We start from the raw sequence: 15378 nt of genomic DNA, 5'->3' as shown, positions 1-15378 counted from the left end.
GACCGACTGGCACAACATCATTGGCTGGGGCAAAATCGCAGATATCGTTGAACAGCTTGGCATTCGCAAAGGCATGAGCCTCTATGTTGAAGGATCCCTCACCAACCGCAGCTGGACGGACCAGACCAGCGGTCAGAAGCGCTATGTAACCGAAATCAACATGGACACGTTCCAGCTCCTCACTCCGCGCGGCCAGGGCGGCGCTCCGGGTGCAGGCGGCTTCAGCCAGGCCAACAGCTACCAGTCCAACAGCTTCAACGGCATGCAGCAGAATAGCGCTCCGGCCTATGACGCAGGCATGGCAGAAGAAGACGTCGATCTTCCGTTCTAACTCTAAACTTTGTGAATGAATCAGGGAATTGCAGAAATAACGCTCATCTATGCGCTGCCACTTGGAATATCGTTTGTAACGCTATTCGCAACGGCAACGACTCCTGGGCGTAACACGAAAGTCGTCGGAGCGATCCTTTCAACTCTCACGATTGTAATAGACTGTCTATTCTATTTCGTAAAGAATACTATCATCGTCCAGAATGTCGAAGGTGGTATTTTACTGTCGTTCTTTTTGCTTTTTCTTTTCAGCATTCATTGTCTTGTGCAAAGTGAAGAATGGTCCACAAAGGCATCGTTCCTCTTCCTTTCTTTATGTATGCTGACTGGCAGTATCGGAACGGCTTGCTTTGAACGTCCGACTCTGGTCCTCACCTCTTCTTATTCACCGACAGAACTGGTCACATACAACAAAAAATACGAAGACTACATTTCGTCTTTTGACAACGCAAACAGCGAAGCCAAAAATCAGGAAAAGCAAAAAACTGTTTCTCAGAACAGTACAGAATCTGTAGACGCAGGTATTGAAGATGTCGAACTAGCTCCTGAAGTGATGGATCGTCTTGACACGTATTCAAACAAAGCAGAATCCGTGATCGACAAGATGTTCGAGATCATGCATTCCATTGATTCATTTGAAGCAATGGAACCAAGCGCAGGCGAAATGGAACGCGAAAAAAGAAGCCAGCAGGCACTCGCCATCAACAACAAGGCCACATCGCTGAACCGCAAGACCATCGGCATATTCCATCCAATGGAAGCGCGAGAAGCCCATTCGGAACTGGTCCAAGCATCGGAAACAATCCGTAGCGCATCGCACACGCTGTATTCTTATTGCCTTCTGGAAGATCCTAGCGAGGCAATGAAGAAATACACACAAGCTCGCGACCTGATTGTAATTGCAAAAAGACATATCGACAAGTTTAACAAGATCATTCAAAATTTAAAAACGAACAATCAACCTCAACAATAAGAAAAAACAAAGGTTAAATCTATGATTCGTAACGTAGCGATCATGGGCGCCACGGGCGCAGTAGGTCAGGAACTCCTCAAGATTCTTGAACAACGTAACTTCCCGCTTCAGAACTTGAAGCTTCTCGCTTCCGAACGCAGCGTCGGCCGCGAATATGAATTCAAGGGCGAAAAGCTCAAAGTCGAACTGACTTGCAAGGACGCTTTCAAGAATGTAGACCTCGTGCTCTCTTCTGCAGGCGCAAGCGTTTCCAAGGAATTCGCTCCTATCGCTGTTGACGCAGGCGCAGTCGTCGTCGACAACACGAGCTTCTTCCGCATGGATCCGAACGTCCCGCTCGTTGTCCCAGAAGTGAACCCGGAAGACATCAAGCTCCACAAGGGCATCATCGCTAACCCGAACTGCACGACCATCATGATGGTTGTCGCTCTCAAGCCGATCAACGACTTGAGCAAGATCAAGACCATTCACGTTTCCTCTTACCAGAGCGCAAGCGGTGCCGGTGCAACGGGCATGGCAGAACTCAAGCAGCAGTACCAGGAAATCGTTGAAGGCAAGCCGGTCACCGTGAAGAAGTTCGCACACCAGCTCGCTTACAACCTCATTCCGCACATCGACGTGTTCACCGACAACGGCTACACAAAGGAAGAAATGAAGATGTTCAACGAAACGCAGAAGATCATGCACAGCGACGTCCGCTGCGCTGCTACCTGCGTCCGCGTTTCTGCACTCCGCTGCCACTCCGAAGCCATCAGCTTCGAAACGGAACGCGCACTCTCTGTCGAAGAAGTCCGCAACGCCATCAAGAACGGCGAAGGCCTCCAGCTCTGCGACGATCCGGCAAACAACGTCTACCCGATGCCGCTCGACCTCATGGGCACTGACGACGTCTACGTTGGCCGTATCCGCAAGGACCTCGCTTGCGACAATGGCATGAACATCTGGATTGTTGGCGACCAGATCCGCAAGGGTGCTGCTCTCAACGCCGTCCAGATCGCAGAACGCCTCTAATTCGCGATTCACGCATTTAAAAAAGAGTCTAGCTTTTGCTAGGCTCTTTTTTTTGCACAGTCATCCCGGCCTCAGTGCCGGGATCGCCATTATACAAGAACGCCTCCCGAATGGGAGGCGTTCTTTGCAAACAGTCGTCGCAATTAGCTATTAGAAGCGGATCATCGCGCTGAAATCGACGAACGTGCCATCTTCTGTAAAGAAGTTGCCAATACCCGTAAAGAGCTTTTCGCCTATGCTAAATTCAGCAGCAAGGAAATCCTTGTACTGATAGCGGAACCCGATAGAGGCATTCACAGTATTCATGTTATAGCCCAACACTGACAAATCATTAGGTTCCTTTTCATTATAATAGCGGAAAGCAACCCAGTCATAACCAACTTCGCCATAGAACATGAAATTCTTCGATTCACCTACAAAAACTTCACCAAGCATGCTCGGCTGAATGATCGAAACAAGGGAGAACGCATCCTTAGGCTCATCATAATGCCTGTAAGAGAATATAGCCGCCGCTCCGAAAAGGACTCTTGCATTTTCATTTTCAAGCACAGCAAGACCACCACGAATATACGGATCAATTTCCCAGAAAGAATCTAAGCCATCATTATCTTTAACAACTTCATCATCCACTTTCGTTTCGCTGTTGAAGCTTATAAACCTAGCACCAAGAACCCAGGTGAAGTTCTTTGCAGTCGGAGCGTTTGTCAAGCTGAGATTCAAAGTGAGGCTGTCAAAACGATCTTTTGTCTCTGAAGAACCCTTTGCAGACGGTTCTTCATGAATTTTCTGCTTATGGGTAACCCAATCAGCGCTAGCAGCCACATTCATGCCCAAGAAACTTTTTGCAATCGCAGCTGCCCAGTCATCGCCACCATAGGTTGTATCGCGTTCAACAGCATCGTTTTCAAACCAGGAAGATCCAAGACCTGCTCTGAAATAGAAGCCAAATCCAGGAGCCGCATAACCGAGCGTAAGGCGACCGACTTCTTTTTGGGAGTCATCATCTAGAGCATGAGTAGCCTTGGAAATATCGAATGCCGTAAAGAACGAGCCAAGGGAGAGAATTCCGAGTTTGTTCGTCGGCTCAATGTAGAAGAACTTGCGGTTTGCGAACAAGTTCGGGTAAGAAAGCAAAAGGTCCGTATTGTTAGCGGCCGCCATATTGCTGTTTCTATTATAGGACTTGCCGTGTAATATTCTATTGAAAGAAGATTTTTTTGAATCCGTCGGAATTTCCGGAGCGACAAACGGAACCGGGGCCGTCAAATCTTCAGAAGCGGCAGCCTGTTCTTCCTGCTTCTGCAATTCCTGTTCGCTCATGGATTGAGAAGTGCCCTGTGCAAAAGCAACACCGAAGCAGGCAAGAGCGATACCAAACATCTTTTTAAAGTTCATACAGCTTCCTTGTAACAAAAAGGTTTGAATTGTGTGAGAAAAATATAATTAAACAAGATTCTCTGGATTCAAGCACTTAAGTTCATCGACCACAAAAAGGCCGTCCTTGCGGATGAGCTTGTCGTCGAACCAGATTTCACCGCCACCGTATTCCGGACGCATGATCAGCACCAGGTCCCAATGAATGGCAGACTTGTTCCCGTTCGGGGCGTCTTCGTAGCACATGCCCGGCGTAAAGTGGATGGAACCCGCAATCTTTTCATCAAACAGAATGTCGCACATCGGAGAAAGCACAAACGGGTTGAATCCAATCGCAAACTCGCCCACGTAGCGAGCGCCCTCGTCCGTATCGAAAATCGCATTCAGGCTCTTGTTGTCGCCCGTTTCGCAAGTCGCTTCGACAATCTTACCCTGCTTGAAGACGAGGCGGATGTTGCTAAATTGCTTACCTTCGTAAAGCGTCGGCGTGTTGTAATGGATGACGCCTTCGATACTCCCCTGCACCGGCGCCGTATAGACTTCGCCATCGGGAATGTTCATGTTGCCGCAGCACGGCACAGCCGGAATGTCCTTGATGCTAAACGTGATGTCCGTATCCTGCGCCACGAGACGCACCTTGTCCGTCTTGTTCATGAGATCGACCAACGCCTGGGCGGCGCGATGCATCTTCGGATAATCGGCAAGGCAAGCCTTGAAGTAAAAGTCTTCGAAAGCTTCCGTACTCATCTTTGCGCCCTGAGCCATGGACGGGTTCGGCCAGCGCAGCACACACCAGCGAGTGTTGTTCACGCGGTAATTGAGCAAGTCCTGCGTGATGGTTCTATAGGCAAGCATCTTCTTGTCATCGATATCGCAGTTTTCCATCGCGTTGTTCATCGCGCGGATAGAGAGGTATGCCTGCATCTGCTTCATCTCGTTCATCGCAAGATCCGCAGAGAGTTTCATCTGGTCTTCAGAAGCGCTGCGAATAACCTCCCGACGCACACGGCTATTGTAATTGTGGACAAAGGCGTTACCGCCAACTTTCGCAACAGCCTTGATGAGTTCTGTCGAGAGTTCGTCCGGCGTGTCGGTCGTTTCGATTAAAATGTTTTCGCCCGCCTTGAGTGCAATGGCATTATTGATCAAATTTTCTGCAAGTTGCGTAATGCGAGGATCTTTCATTCTTTACCCCATAAATTAAAATCACCGAAAGTCGGCGACAAAATCGCCGACTTAAATTTAAAAATCTATCTGTCTTTATTCTACTCCAATTCTCATTCCATTACTCCGTAAAGGTAAACGGAATCGTCACTGTCGTATTTCCCGACTTGATTTTATTGAAAGTCCACTTGCTAACAGCAGACTTGACGGCATTATCGAATTCAGTGAAACCAGTCGTCGAATTAGCCACAGCAATGCTTATGATCTCGCCACCCGGCGCAATCGTGAACTTCAATGTGACCTTGCCCTGGAACCCCGGCTTTTTCTTCAAATGCGTATTGTAAATGTGACGGAGTCCAGGTGTACGCTGCTTGACAACCTTCATGATTTCAGAAGCCGAACGGGATGCACCTGTAGAACCCATTTCGATTTCATTCATCTTTGGAATCGGCATGTTTTTCATTTTTGCCTGAGTCTTGATAGTGCCAGCAGGACCGCCAAGCAAGCCGCTAAGCATGTCGCCAATTCCACCCCCGGAGCCTGTAATGCTACCTGGGTTGAAACCAACATCTGCTTTACCACGACGTTTTTCAGCAAGGCTTGTCTTACCGGTCACCTGTAAGCCATTCAGAACTTTAAGAGTTTTCTCGATATCTTTCGCAAACGTCTTGTTCGCAAGGTCGTATGCTTGCGCCGACGCCGTATTTGTCATGGCTGTAAGCCTTTCGAGAACACCACGGTTAATAGGCGCTCTAGGATCACCATCTCCTTTAGGCTTACCTCCACCACCCGGCTTTCTACGCGTGATTTCTTCCTGTACTTTAGGTTTCTTAGGTGGATCAGGCTTTTTCTCTATTGGATCCATTTTGACAGAAACCCCTATTTGATCTTTTTCCGGTGGATCGAACATGACCTCATCGATAATGCTTTCATACGTAGACGCCCAGAAACCAAGCGCCAACGCGACAATCAGCGATGCACCAGAAATGCGCACCATCTTCTTGTCGGAATCTGGCATCAAGGATGCGATGAACGCATCTTGTGTTTGTTTTGTCGTTTTCATGATTTTATCCTCCCTTTTGCAGGAAATTGGATGTTTTTGTTTTTTTAGGTATCAGCAAACCAACTACTCCGTGAGCGGAGCATCAATTTGCCGAATGGCAACACTTCGGAATAAGGCTTCCCGAACAAGCCTTTATTGCGAAGTTCCACGCGATACAGTCACACGAATCTACTTCGTAATTTCTTACGAATCCAAACTCGAATGTTCAAAAATCGTTTAAGTAATTTCAGAAAAATTAATTACAAAATAATTTTTATTTACTTTGTACAACCTCTTACTTTTTTTATTCATTTATTTGAAAGCAAGTTGTAACCCACATCCTTACCACACCCATAAAGTACCAATAAAAAAAAAGCAAAAACCACTCAAAAACAGTAAAGAAAATTTCATACGAAACATTGTAAACTTAGATAAAATAAGGCTTAGCCCGTAGTTATTGGGATTGCACTTGATTTTAGATCTTTCCCCTGCCTGCGTTTTTTACAAAACTTAGACCAGTGTAATTTATTCCATATTAGAATAGAATTTGCAAAACACCCCCTATATTTGCGCTTTTTTACTGAACTCAAGCCCATTTTCAAAAGACTTACCTATATTTCCATTATCATGAAACTTTTAGCTACTCCTCCTGACTTAAATAAGATTGCTCGCCCGAACTGGATTGAAATCAACCTAGACGCTCTCTGCAACAACATTCAATTTATCAGAAGCCAGATTCCGGCTTCCACGAAGATTTTGCTTCCTGTCAAGGCCGACTCCTACGGCCACGGCAGCCTCGCCTGCTCATTCGCCGCCAAGGCTGGCGGTGCCGACTACCTCGGTGTTGCCCACATCAGCGAAGGCATGCTGCTTCGCCAGTACGGCATGGACTTGCCGATTCTCGTGCTCGGCCCCTGCACCCCCTCTGACTTTGCGTACTTTGTCGAATACCAGCTGACCGCAGCCATCACAGACCTCCGCACCGCAGTTGCTTTTGACCAGTTCCTCGGTGAAACAGGCACGGAATGCAAGGCGCACCTCGCCATCGACACGGGCATGAACCGCTACGGCTTTGATGCCGAAGACTTCAACAACATCCGCGCAGCCCTCACCCTCAAGCATCTCAAGTTCGAAGGCATGTTCACGCATCTTGCTACAGCCGACATGCCGGGCAACCCGAAAACAGAAATTCAGATCCAGCGTTTCACGCGACTCGTCGATGTGCTCGATGCCGACGGACTCCGCCCGGCCATCTGCCATTGCTCCAGCTCAGCAGGCACACTCACGCACCCCGAAAGCCATTTCGACATGGTGCGCCCGGGTCTCACGCTTTACGGCTACAACTGCATGGGAGCAGTCCCGTCCACGTTGCCGATCAAGCCGGTCATGAAAATCAAGTCCACCATCCGCCACGTGCACGACGTGAAGCCCGGCGAAACCGTCAGCTACGGCGGTTACTGGGCAGCCCAACAGCTCACGCGCATCGCGACCATCGCCATTGGTTACGGCGACGGCTACCTCCGCGGCGAATACAACAAGGGCTTTGTCTTCATTCGCGGACAGCTCTGCCCGATTCTCGGACGCGTCTGCATGGATGCCACGATGGTCGATGTAAGCCACATCCCTGACGTACAAGTTGGCGAAACCGTTGACGTCGTGAATGGCGAACTCGACTTCCGCATTTCGATGGAAAGCGTCGCCGAAGAACACCACACGATTCCGTACGAAATCACTAGCCGCGTGGCTCGCCGTCTGTACCGCAAGTACTACTGGAAGAACCGCCTCGTGCGCTGGGACTACCTCAAGGAAGAATTCGGCGTCAAGGATTTCAAGGAATATCCATTGCGCTAGGAGAAGATCCGCATGGTATGAAGTTTGATGACCCGAAATTCACAAAGATAAGTCACAGGAACGTCTGGGGCGAATGGACCTTTATTTTTGAAGGATCAAAACTTTGTGGTCTAAAATTTCGGGAAACTTCAGACGAAGTAAAAGCGACTCCGAGCAACGTGCAGGCTTGCGCCTATGCGAGCACCGACTCGGAATTGCAATTAAACAATCGTGTTCGCAACGCCTACCGCAAGGCCGTGAACGAACTTAATTTGTACCTCGCAGGCAAGATCTGCGAGTTTTCTATTCCCATAAAAATTTACGGCACCGACTTTCAGAAAAAAGTCCTCGAAGTCACACGTCAAATTCCTTATGGCACAACTTGTACGTACAAACAAATTGCCAAAACAATTGACCATCCGCAAGCAGTCCGTGCCGTCGGGAATGTTCTGCACAGGAATCCGATTCAAGTCGTCATCCCCTGCCACCGCGTAATAGACAGCCGCGGTCGCCTGAGCGGCTATGCGCTTGGCATCGGATTAAAAAGAAGGCTCCTCTGCATGGAGGGAGCCATTCCAAATGAATTAATGTTGGAATAAAAAATTTACTGGACAAAGCCCCTTTTAAACGCAAAAAGAACGTCATGCGGGCGGGGCCCCAGCTCAGAGTTGCGAAGGCCGCACGGCCCCCTCCCTGCACCCACCCCATCCTTGGCCGACGCCTCCATTCTCGCGACGAGCTATCATTATCCTTAAATTATACATCCACTTATCCCGCTTATTATCAATGCTTGAACATATGTATCAAGCTATTTTATAAAAAAACTAATAATTGCATACGATACAAAAAGGCGACCTTTTAGGCCGCCTAAAATTATCTTTGGACTTTCACTTCGTTCAAGTCCCAAATGCAAGGCTCAGAAATGGTCCCGCAAGCGGCCCGCTTCATTCGCCTTACGCATTTGTCGTCTATAGTCTTTCGTCTAACCTACGCGCACTGTAATGCGCCAAGCATGTCGTAAACCTGAGCCTCGATGCTCAAGAGTTCCATGTCGTAATTCGGCGCCCACTCAAGAATCGGCACATTGTTATTTTGGGCATATTCGCGGAAAAGGCTCTTGTCGCCTACAGAATGGCCCAAAAGCACCGGGCAAGTATTGTTATGAACGTTCAAACCTTCAATGAGCTTGTCCGATTTAAATCCATAGGATAAATTGAATACGAAGTCGGCATTGGCACAAGCTTCGTCGATAACATCTTTGTCGGATTCAGCATCGCAGGCAAAGATCTCCCCTATTTCAATATTACCGATAGCGTTGAACACACCATCCTTGATGTCCTTGAGCATGGACAAAAGCCCATGGCCCAAAATCGTATCGGATCCCCAGATTAAAACATTCATACACTCACCTTCTTTTTTACGAATCAAGCAATGCTCGCCGCACGACATTCATTACTTTTTTCTTACGAACCGCATATATAGAAAAATTTACTCTATTTTGGAATAAAAAGTTAAAAAAAAAAATACAAAAATTTGACTTTTATCAAATTTCGTAAAGAAATTACTGTTGATTCTTTGACATCGACCGTGCGGCCGGAGTTTATCCCGGACTTGTTCCAGGACTCAGAAAGGCTCGTTTTCTTTCGTCTTTCGTCTCTAGTCTCTCGTCTAATTTTCTATATTTACGCCGGAATTTTTAACCAAAACCCGTTTTTTTTGCGGGATTAACAAAAGGAATAAACAATGTCCGAAAATCTCTCTGTACTGACCAAGGCCCGTCAGGCCTATCAGCCGAAGCTCCCGGTGTCCCTCAAGAACGGCGCCCTCAGCGTGAAGATTAACAAGGGTGCAGCTACGGAATCCGTTAGCGACCAGGCCAAGATCAAGGAACTCTTCCCGAACACCTATGGTCTTCCGGTTGTTCAGTTCGAAGCAGCCGAAGCCAAGGCTGGCAAGGCTCTCCGCATGGGCGTGGTTCTCTCTGGTGGCCAGGCTCCGGGTGGACATAACGTTATCGCCGGTATCTACGACGGCATCAAGTCCGTTTCCAAGGATTCCGTCCTTTTCGGTTTCCTCGGCGGCCCCTCCGGTCTCGAAAACGGCAAGTACATTGAAATTGACGACGCCAAGATGGACGCCTACCGCAACGCCGGTGGCTTCGACATGATCCAGTCTGGCCGTACCAAGCTCGAAACTGAAGAACAGTTCAACAAGTGCATCGCTGTTGCTAACAAGCTCGACCTCGACGCTATCGTTATCATCGGTGGTGACGACTCCAACACGAACGCTGCTGTTCTCGGTGAATACTTCCAGTCCAAGGGCGTCAAGACCTGCGTTTGCGGTTGCCCGAAGACCATCGATGGTGACTTGAAGAACGAATTCATCGAAACCTCTTTCGGTTTCGACACCGCTGTGAAGACCTACTCTGAACTCATCGGCAACATCATGCGCGATGCAAACTCCGCTCAGAAGTACTGGCACTTCATCAAGCTCATGGGCCGCTCTGCTTCCCATATCGCTCTCGAAGCCGCTCTCCAGACCCACCCGAACATCTGCCTTATCTCTGAAGAAGTCAAGGCAAAGCAGATGAAGCTCAAGGACGTGATCAAGCAGGTTGCTGACGTTGTTTACGCTCGTGCAGCTCAGGGCAAGAACTTCGGTGTCGCCCTCATTCCGGAAGGCCTCCTCGAATTCATCCCGGACGTTGGCGTCCTTATCTCTGAACTTTCTGAAGCCCTCGCCCACCACGAAGCTGAAGTCGAAGGTCTCGACACGGCTGCTAAGGTCGAAAAGCTCTGCGCATGGGTCAGCGCTGAATCCGCTGAAGTCCTCAAGAGCCTCCCGGCTGGCATCCAGGCCCAGCTCATGCTCGAACGCGACAGCCATGGCAACGTTCAGGTTTCCCTCATCGAAACTGAAAAGCTCATCATCGAAATGGTCAAGAAGGAACTCAAGAACCGTGGTGACTTCAAGGGCAAGTTCTCTGCTCTCAACCACTTCTTCGGTTACGAAGGCCGTTGCGCAGCTCCGTCCAACTTCGACGCTGACTACTGCTACAGCCTCGGCTTTGCAGCATCTGTTCTCGCCCTCAACGGCATGAACGGCTACATGAGCTCTGTCCGCAACGTCACCAAGGGTATCGAAAACTGGGTCGCTGGCGGCCTTCCGATCACCATGATGATGAACATCGAACGCCGTCACGGTGCCGACAAGCCGGTTATCCGCAAGGCTCTCGTTGAACTCGAAGGCCCGATGAGCGCTCCGTTCAAGTACTTCGCCGCTCGCCGCGACGAATGGGCTAAGACTGAATCCTACACCTACCCGGGTCCGATCCAGTACTGGGGTCCGAGCGAAGTTTGCGATATCACGAACTTCACGATCAAGCTCGAACGCGGTGCAATGTAATCTTTGATTGCATAAAGCAAAAAAGGGAAGCTTAACAGAGCTTCTCTTTTTTTTGTCTCAGAAAAATGGCGGGCAAAGCCCGCCACTTCTAACATTGTGCTTTCGCTTTACTCAACCAAAAGCTAGGCTCGGAAATAGGCATGCAAGCAATCCTGCTTCACTCGCCCTACGCATTTGTCTACCGTCTACTTCCTACCGTCTACTTCCTACTGCTTATTCGCTTCGCTTGTGCTCAGCAAGTATGCGTCGATGAACGGCTTGATTTTTCCATCGAGAACGCCTGCGGTATCAGACGTTTCAACGCCAGTGCGGAGGTCCTTCACAAGCTGGTACGGCTGCAACACGTAGCTGCGAATCTGGCTACCCCATTCAACCTTCTTCTTCTCGGCCATGCGGGCATCACGCTTCGCTTCTTCCTCCAAGCGGTAGTGTTCTGCGACCATGGTCTTGAGCATCTTATAGCAGGTTTCGCGATTCTGGATCTGGCTACGTTCCGTCTGGCAACTCGCCATAATGCCTGTCGGCAAGTGGGTCATACGCACTGCGGAATCCGTCTTGTTGATGTACTGACCGCCAGCACCGCTACTGCGGTACGTGTCAACGCGCACTTCGGACATGTCGAGATCGAATTCGACATCCTCATGTTCGGGGTACAGATAAACGGCGGTAAAGCTCGTATGGCGGCGGGCATTCGCATCGAACGGGCTGATGCGCACCAGGCGGTGAACACCGATTTCCGAACGGAGCAAGCCGTAAGCGTTTTCGCAAGTGACTTCAATCGTTGCACTCTTGAGGCCTGCGTCTTCCGCTTCCTGGAAATCAACGACCTTGAAGTCCATCTTTTCGCGTTCAAAGAAATGCGTGTACATGCGGAAAAGCATGAGCGCCCAGTCCTGGGACTCCGTACCGCCTGCCCCCGGATGAATAGACATAAGGCATGCGCAAGCATCGTCCGGACCGTTCAGCATCTTCTTGAATTCCATCGCTTCGACTCTGGACTTGAGGTCTGCAATGTCGGATTCGAGCGTTGCCGTGAGATCGGCAGATTCCTCGTCCTTGCTCATTTCATAAAGCTCGGCAAGGTCGTCGCACGTCTGGGAAACTTCTTTCCAGGAATCAATAAGCCCCTTGAGGTTCCCAATCTTTTTCATCATCGCCTGCGCCTTTTCCTGATCGTTCCACAGGTTCGGGTCGCCAGAATCCTTTTCAAGGACGTAGAGTTCTTCGGTCTTTGCCTCTAAGTCAAAGATACCCCCAGAGTTTATCGATGCGGCTGCGCAACTCGATAAGCCCGGTGTGAGTAGTGTTGAATGCCATATAAACCTCTATATATCAGCTAATTAAAAAAGAAGTGTCATCCTGAGTGCAGAACCGTAGAATCAAAATCGAAGGATCCAAAAAATTTCTGGATTCTTCGACTTCGCTACGCTTCGCTCAGAATGACACGTACAAACAATCCGTGCTATTACTTAGCAGCGCCGATTGCCTGAGGCGGTTCGTACTTCTTGTCGAGGTACTGGACCTTGTAAGTCTTGCCAAGTTCGTCGAGATAAGCCTTGAGCTTAGCCTGGCGTTCCTGTTCGCGCTGTACACGCAAGATGTAGTCGATCTGGTGCTTGTAGCTATCAAACTTGCCGTCATTCTTTTCGGTAAGCATGAAAATAGACACGCCGTCATTTTCCGTAATGACTTCAGAGATTTCACCGACCTTGATCTTGCCAACAGCCTTAGCAAAAGCGGCGCTCTTGGACTTGGCAACAAACTTGTTCATGATACCGCCCGTCTTCTTGGCTTCCTTATCGTCGCTATACATAGCGGCGAGCTGAGCAAACGTAGCCTTCTTGGAACGAACCTGGGCTGCAAGACCCTTCAACATGTCCTTGGCATCGCTGATTTCCTGAGCGCTCTTGCCCTTGGTAGAGATGAAGATGCGAGCACCGCTAATGGTATCGTTGATTGCAACCTTGGACTGATTGAGCTGCCAGAAAGCCTTGAGATCTTCTTCGGTCGGATCCTTCGGATACGGAACCTTCTTTTCGAGAATCTGTTCACTCTTGAGCTGGTCTTCAATCTTGGACTTGAACTGAGCCATCGTTGTGTTGGACTTCTTGAGTTCCTTCTGGAAAGCATCTTCGCTCGGGAACTGCTTCTTGAAGAGGTTGGTCAAGCTATCGACCTTACCGGCAGACACCTTGATACCCATCTTCTTAGCTTCGAGCTTGATGAGTTCCTGACCCACAAGATTATCTACAACTGCATAGCGAAGTTGAGTCATCATTTCGTCGGTCAACTTCTGGCCCGGAGCCTGCTGTTGGCCAAGCATCGTTGCAAGGCTATCGATCTTACCAGCAGAAATACCCGTCTTTTCGACGCGGATGACGTCGAGACTTTTCGAATTCATCAACTGAGCAGAGGCAATGCCAGCCGTCAAAAGAACAGCGGCTGCACCACGAGAAATGAGTTTAAGAGACATTATTTATCCTTTTATTAAAAAATCAAGGGTTATAAAAATTCAAGGGTTAATATAGAAAACTTACAACAAGCAAAAGCTCCCCCTATGTGATTTTACGCAAACAAAACAATGTTCTTACAAAAAATTGAAGTTATGGCTCGTTTTTGCTAAATTATTGCACATGAAGAAGATTAAAGTATACACGTTGCAAGGCAAATGGACCGGGGATTTCGATTCCAATAACAAGTGGTACAAGGACGAAGCACTCAAGCTCAAGGGCAAGGATATCGACTTGCTCGTCCTCCCCGAACTTTTCCACACTCCGTACTTCCCGTTCGAAGAAAACGCTGACTTTTTCGACTTGGCGATTGAAAAGGATCACCCGATTATCGCCGAATGGCAAGCAATTGCAAAGGAACTGAACGCCGTTGTCGTGTTCCCGTTCTTCGAAAAGCGCGCCCGTGGTATTTACCACAACTCGGCCTTCGTCTTTGAACGCGACGGAAGCATCGCAGGGCTTTACCGCAAGAGCCACATTCCCGATGATCCCGCCTTCTACGAAAAGTATTACTTTATTCCAGGTGACACCGGTTTTGAGCCAATCAAGACTAGCGCAGGAACTCTTGGTGTGCTTATTTGCTGGGACCAGTGGTTCCCCGAAGCAGCCCGCATCATGAGCCTCAAGGGCGCCGACGTGCTCATCTACCCGACCGCTATTGGCTGGATGGATTCTGAACCCAAGGAAATTTACCCGCGCCAGCAGGACAGCTGGATGACGGTCATGCGCGGACACGCGATTGCAAACCGCACGTTCGTCATTGCAGCAAACCGCTCGGGCGTCGAAGGTCACCTCACGTTCTGGGGCACAAGCTTTGTCGCGGCACCGGACGGATACATCTTGCAAAAGTGCGATCCGGAATTCCTGGGTGCAAGCTATGTCGAACTCGACCTTGCCGAAACCGAAGAAAATCGCCGTTGGTGGCCGCATTTCCGCGACAGGCGCGTGGACTTGTACAAGGACATTTTGAAGATTTGGGCAGAATAATTTAGACGAAAGAACGCCGCTTCGCGGCTACAGACGAGAGACGAAAGTATGAGTATTGCAAAAGTACGTTATCCGGCGGAATGGGAAAAGCAGAGTGCCACGTGGCTTGCTTTCCCGCACAACAAGACGAACTGGTATGGTGAACGCGGCATCAACATCCGCAAGTTCTATGTAGAACTTATCCGTAACATCACGGAATTCCAGCCGGTGAATTTGTTGCTCCCCGCCAAGAACTTCTTGACTGACGAAGAAAAGGCGGCTCTTGCCAATCGCCCGTTCCCGGTAAACTTCATCGTCATTAAGACAAACGACATCTGGATTCGCGACTACGGTCCGTTCTTTATGAAGAAGGGCGACAAGAAAGTCGTCACGGAAACGCAGTTTAATGCCTGGGGCGCCAAGTTCCCGCCATGGGGACTCGACAATGCCATCCCGCAGAAGATTGCCGAAAAGCAAAAACTCCCGCTCAATGAAAGCGTTCCGTTCATCTTCGAAGGCGGCGCTATTGAAGTCAACGGCGACGGTCTCGGCATCACGACTGAAGATTGCCTCGTCGGCAAGAACCGTAATGACGAGAAGGATTTGAAAAAAGTCGTGAAGGCCCTCTGTAAGGCTTTTGGACTCAAGGAATTGCTCGTACTCCCGCACGGATTGCATGGCGACCACACGGATGGTCACATCGATAACGTTGCGCGTTTTGTGGAAAAAGACAGAGTCGTCATGTGCATGACGGACAACAAGCGCTCCCCCAA

At 49.2% G+C, this 15378-nt stretch carries 14 protein-coding genes; 8 read left to right on the top strand and 6 right to left on the bottom strand.

The window, feature by feature from the left end:
• The 3 genes from ACJMM9_RS14110 to ACJMM9_RS14100 all read left to right on the top strand — a co-directional run.
• The coding region (locus ACJMM9_RS14110; RefSeq protein WP_405328260.1) for a single-stranded DNA-binding protein at positions 1–331 on the top strand (331 nt) is incomplete at its 5' end.
• 15 nt (positions 332–346) lie between these two features.
• A complete protein-coding gene (locus tag ACJMM9_RS14105) occupies positions 347–1303 on the top strand; it encodes a hypothetical protein (RefSeq protein ID WP_405328258.1) in 957 nt (318 codons plus the stop codon).
• Between the two features lie 21 nt (positions 1304–1324).
• Entirely contained in the window at positions 1325–2314 is a 990-nt protein-coding gene (locus ACJMM9_RS14100) for an aspartate-semialdehyde dehydrogenase (protein ID WP_405328255.1), read from the top strand.
• 150 nt (positions 2315–2464) lie between these two features.
• On the opposite strand, the gene ACJMM9_RS14095 is transcribed toward ACJMM9_RS14100, so the two are convergent.
• From ACJMM9_RS14095 to ACJMM9_RS14085, 3 genes are all read right to left on the bottom strand, one after another.
• Complete coding sequence (locus ACJMM9_RS14095; RefSeq protein ID WP_405328252.1) at positions 2465–3709, bottom strand: hypothetical protein; 1245 nt, start codon at positions 3707–3709, stop codon at positions 2465–2467.
• A gap of 48 nt (positions 3710–3757) precedes the next feature.
• Complete coding sequence (locus tag ACJMM9_RS14090) at positions 3758–4873, bottom strand: aminopeptidase (RefSeq protein ID WP_405328249.1); 1116 nt, start codon at positions 4871–4873, stop codon at positions 3758–3760.
• A 100-nt stretch (positions 4874–4973) separates the two neighbouring features.
• A complete protein-coding gene (locus tag ACJMM9_RS14085) occupies positions 4974–5915 on the bottom strand; it encodes a TonB family protein (RefSeq protein ID WP_405328247.1) in 942 nt (313 codons plus the stop codon).
• Between the two features lie 606 nt (positions 5916–6521).
• Between ACJMM9_RS14085 and alr the strand changes: the two genes are divergently transcribed.
• Together alr and ACJMM9_RS14075 are read left to right on the top strand one after the other, a co-directional pair.
• Positions 6522–7745: an alanine racemase gene (gene alr, locus ACJMM9_RS14080; RefSeq protein ID WP_405328244.1), complete on the top strand. Its 1224-nt coding sequence runs from the start codon at positions 6522–6524 to the stop codon at positions 7743–7745.
• A 17-nt stretch (positions 7746–7762) separates the two neighbouring features.
• Complete coding sequence (locus tag ACJMM9_RS14075) at positions 7763–8323, top strand: methylated-DNA--[protein]-cysteine S-methyltransferase (RefSeq protein ID WP_405328241.1); 561 nt, start codon at positions 7763–7765, stop codon at positions 8321–8323.
• A 388-nt stretch (positions 8324–8711) separates the two neighbouring features.
• On the opposite strand, the gene ACJMM9_RS14070 is transcribed toward ACJMM9_RS14075, so the two are convergent.
• Positions 8712–9125, bottom strand: a complete 414-nt coding sequence (locus tag ACJMM9_RS14070; protein ID WP_405328238.1) for a hypothetical protein — start codon at positions 9123–9125, stop codon at positions 8712–8714.
• Positions 9126–9467: 342 nt separating this feature from the next.
• On the opposite strand from ACJMM9_RS14070, the gene ACJMM9_RS14065 reads away from it, so the two are divergent.
• Positions 9468–11129, top strand: coding sequence for a diphosphate--fructose-6-phosphate 1-phosphotransferase (locus ACJMM9_RS14065; protein WP_088629652.1), 1662 nt, complete (start codon positions 9468–9470; stop codon positions 11127–11129).
• 206 nt (positions 11130–11335) lie between these two features.
• Here ACJMM9_RS14065 and prfB read toward each other — a convergent pair.
• Positions 11336–12446, bottom strand: a protein-coding gene (prfB, locus tag ACJMM9_RS14060; RefSeq protein WP_141099210.1) for a peptide chain release factor 2 whose coding sequence is annotated in 2 segments (ribosomal slippage) — positions 11336–12373 and positions 12375–12446 — 1110 coding nt in all. Because the reading frame shifts where the segments join, the coding sequence is not laid out codon by codon here.
• A gap of 148 nt (positions 12447–12594) precedes the next feature.
• The gene (locus ACJMM9_RS14055; RefSeq protein WP_405328234.1) at positions 12595–13602 is read right to left on the bottom strand and encodes a peptidylprolyl isomerase; all 1008 of its coding nucleotides are present in this window, start codon (positions 13600–13602) and stop codon (positions 12595–12597) included.
• Between the two features lie 160 nt (positions 13603–13762).
• Here ACJMM9_RS14055 and ACJMM9_RS14050 point away from each other — a divergent pair, with 160 nt between their 5' ends.
• Positions 13763–14626 (top strand): carbon-nitrogen hydrolase, encoded by an 864-nt coding sequence (locus tag ACJMM9_RS14050; RefSeq protein ID WP_405328231.1) that lies wholly within the window; start codon positions 13763–13765, stop codon positions 14624–14626.
• Between the two features lie 48 nt (positions 14627–14674).
• Positions 14675–15378, top strand: a 704-nt coding sequence (locus ACJMM9_RS14045; protein ID WP_405328228.1) for an agmatine/peptidylarginine deiminase, incomplete at its 3' end; no start/stop codon positions are given.

Source organism: Fibrobacter sp. (assembly GCF_045112255.1).
In the GTDB taxonomy this organism is placed as follows: Bacteria; Fibrobacterota; Fibrobacteria; order Fibrobacterales; family Fibrobacteraceae; genus Fibrobacter.
This window is presented reverse-complemented; position numbering and strand designations above follow the sequence as displayed.

What these genes read in the sequence shown, in the direction of transcription:
- ACJMM9_RS14105 (WP_405328258.1), top strand. Translation starts at nt 347, where the DNA reads ATGAATCAGGGAATTGCAGAAATAACGCTCATCTATGCGCTGCCACTT.
- ACJMM9_RS14100 (WP_405328255.1), top strand. Translation starts at nt 1,325, where the DNA reads ATGATTCGTAACGTAGCGATCATGGGCGCCACGGGCGCAGTAGGTCAG.
- ACJMM9_RS14095 (WP_405328252.1), bottom strand. Translation starts at nt 3,709, where the DNA reads ATGAACTTTAAAAAGATGTTTGGTATCGCTCTTGCCTGCTTCGGTGTT.
- ACJMM9_RS14090 (WP_405328249.1), bottom strand. Translation starts at nt 4,873, where the DNA reads ATGAAAGATCCTCGCATTACGCAACTTGCAGAAAATTTGATCAATAAT.
- ACJMM9_RS14085 (WP_405328247.1), bottom strand. Translation starts at nt 5,915, where the DNA reads ATGAAAACGACAAAACAAACACAAGATGCGTTCATCGCATCCTTGATG.
- alr (WP_405328244.1), top strand. Translation starts at nt 6,522, where the DNA reads ATGAAACTTTTAGCTACTCCTCCTGACTTAAATAAGATTGCTCGCCCG.
- ACJMM9_RS14075 (WP_405328241.1), top strand. Translation starts at nt 7,763, where the DNA reads ATGAAGTTTGATGACCCGAAATTCACAAAGATAAGTCACAGGAACGTC.
- ACJMM9_RS14070 (WP_405328238.1), bottom strand. Translation starts at nt 9,125, where the DNA reads ATGAATGTTTTAATCTGGGGATCCGATACGATTTTGGGCCATGGGCTT.
- ACJMM9_RS14065 (WP_088629652.1), top strand. Translation starts at nt 9,468, where the DNA reads ATGTCCGAAAATCTCTCTGTACTGACCAAGGCCCGTCAGGCCTATCAG.
- ACJMM9_RS14055 (WP_405328234.1), bottom strand. Translation starts at nt 13,602, where the DNA reads ATGTCTCTTAAACTCATTTCTCGTGGTGCAGCCGCTGTTCTTTTGACG.
- ACJMM9_RS14050 (WP_405328231.1), top strand. Translation starts at nt 13,763, where the DNA reads ATGAAGAAGATTAAAGTATACACGTTGCAAGGCAAATGGACCGGGGAT.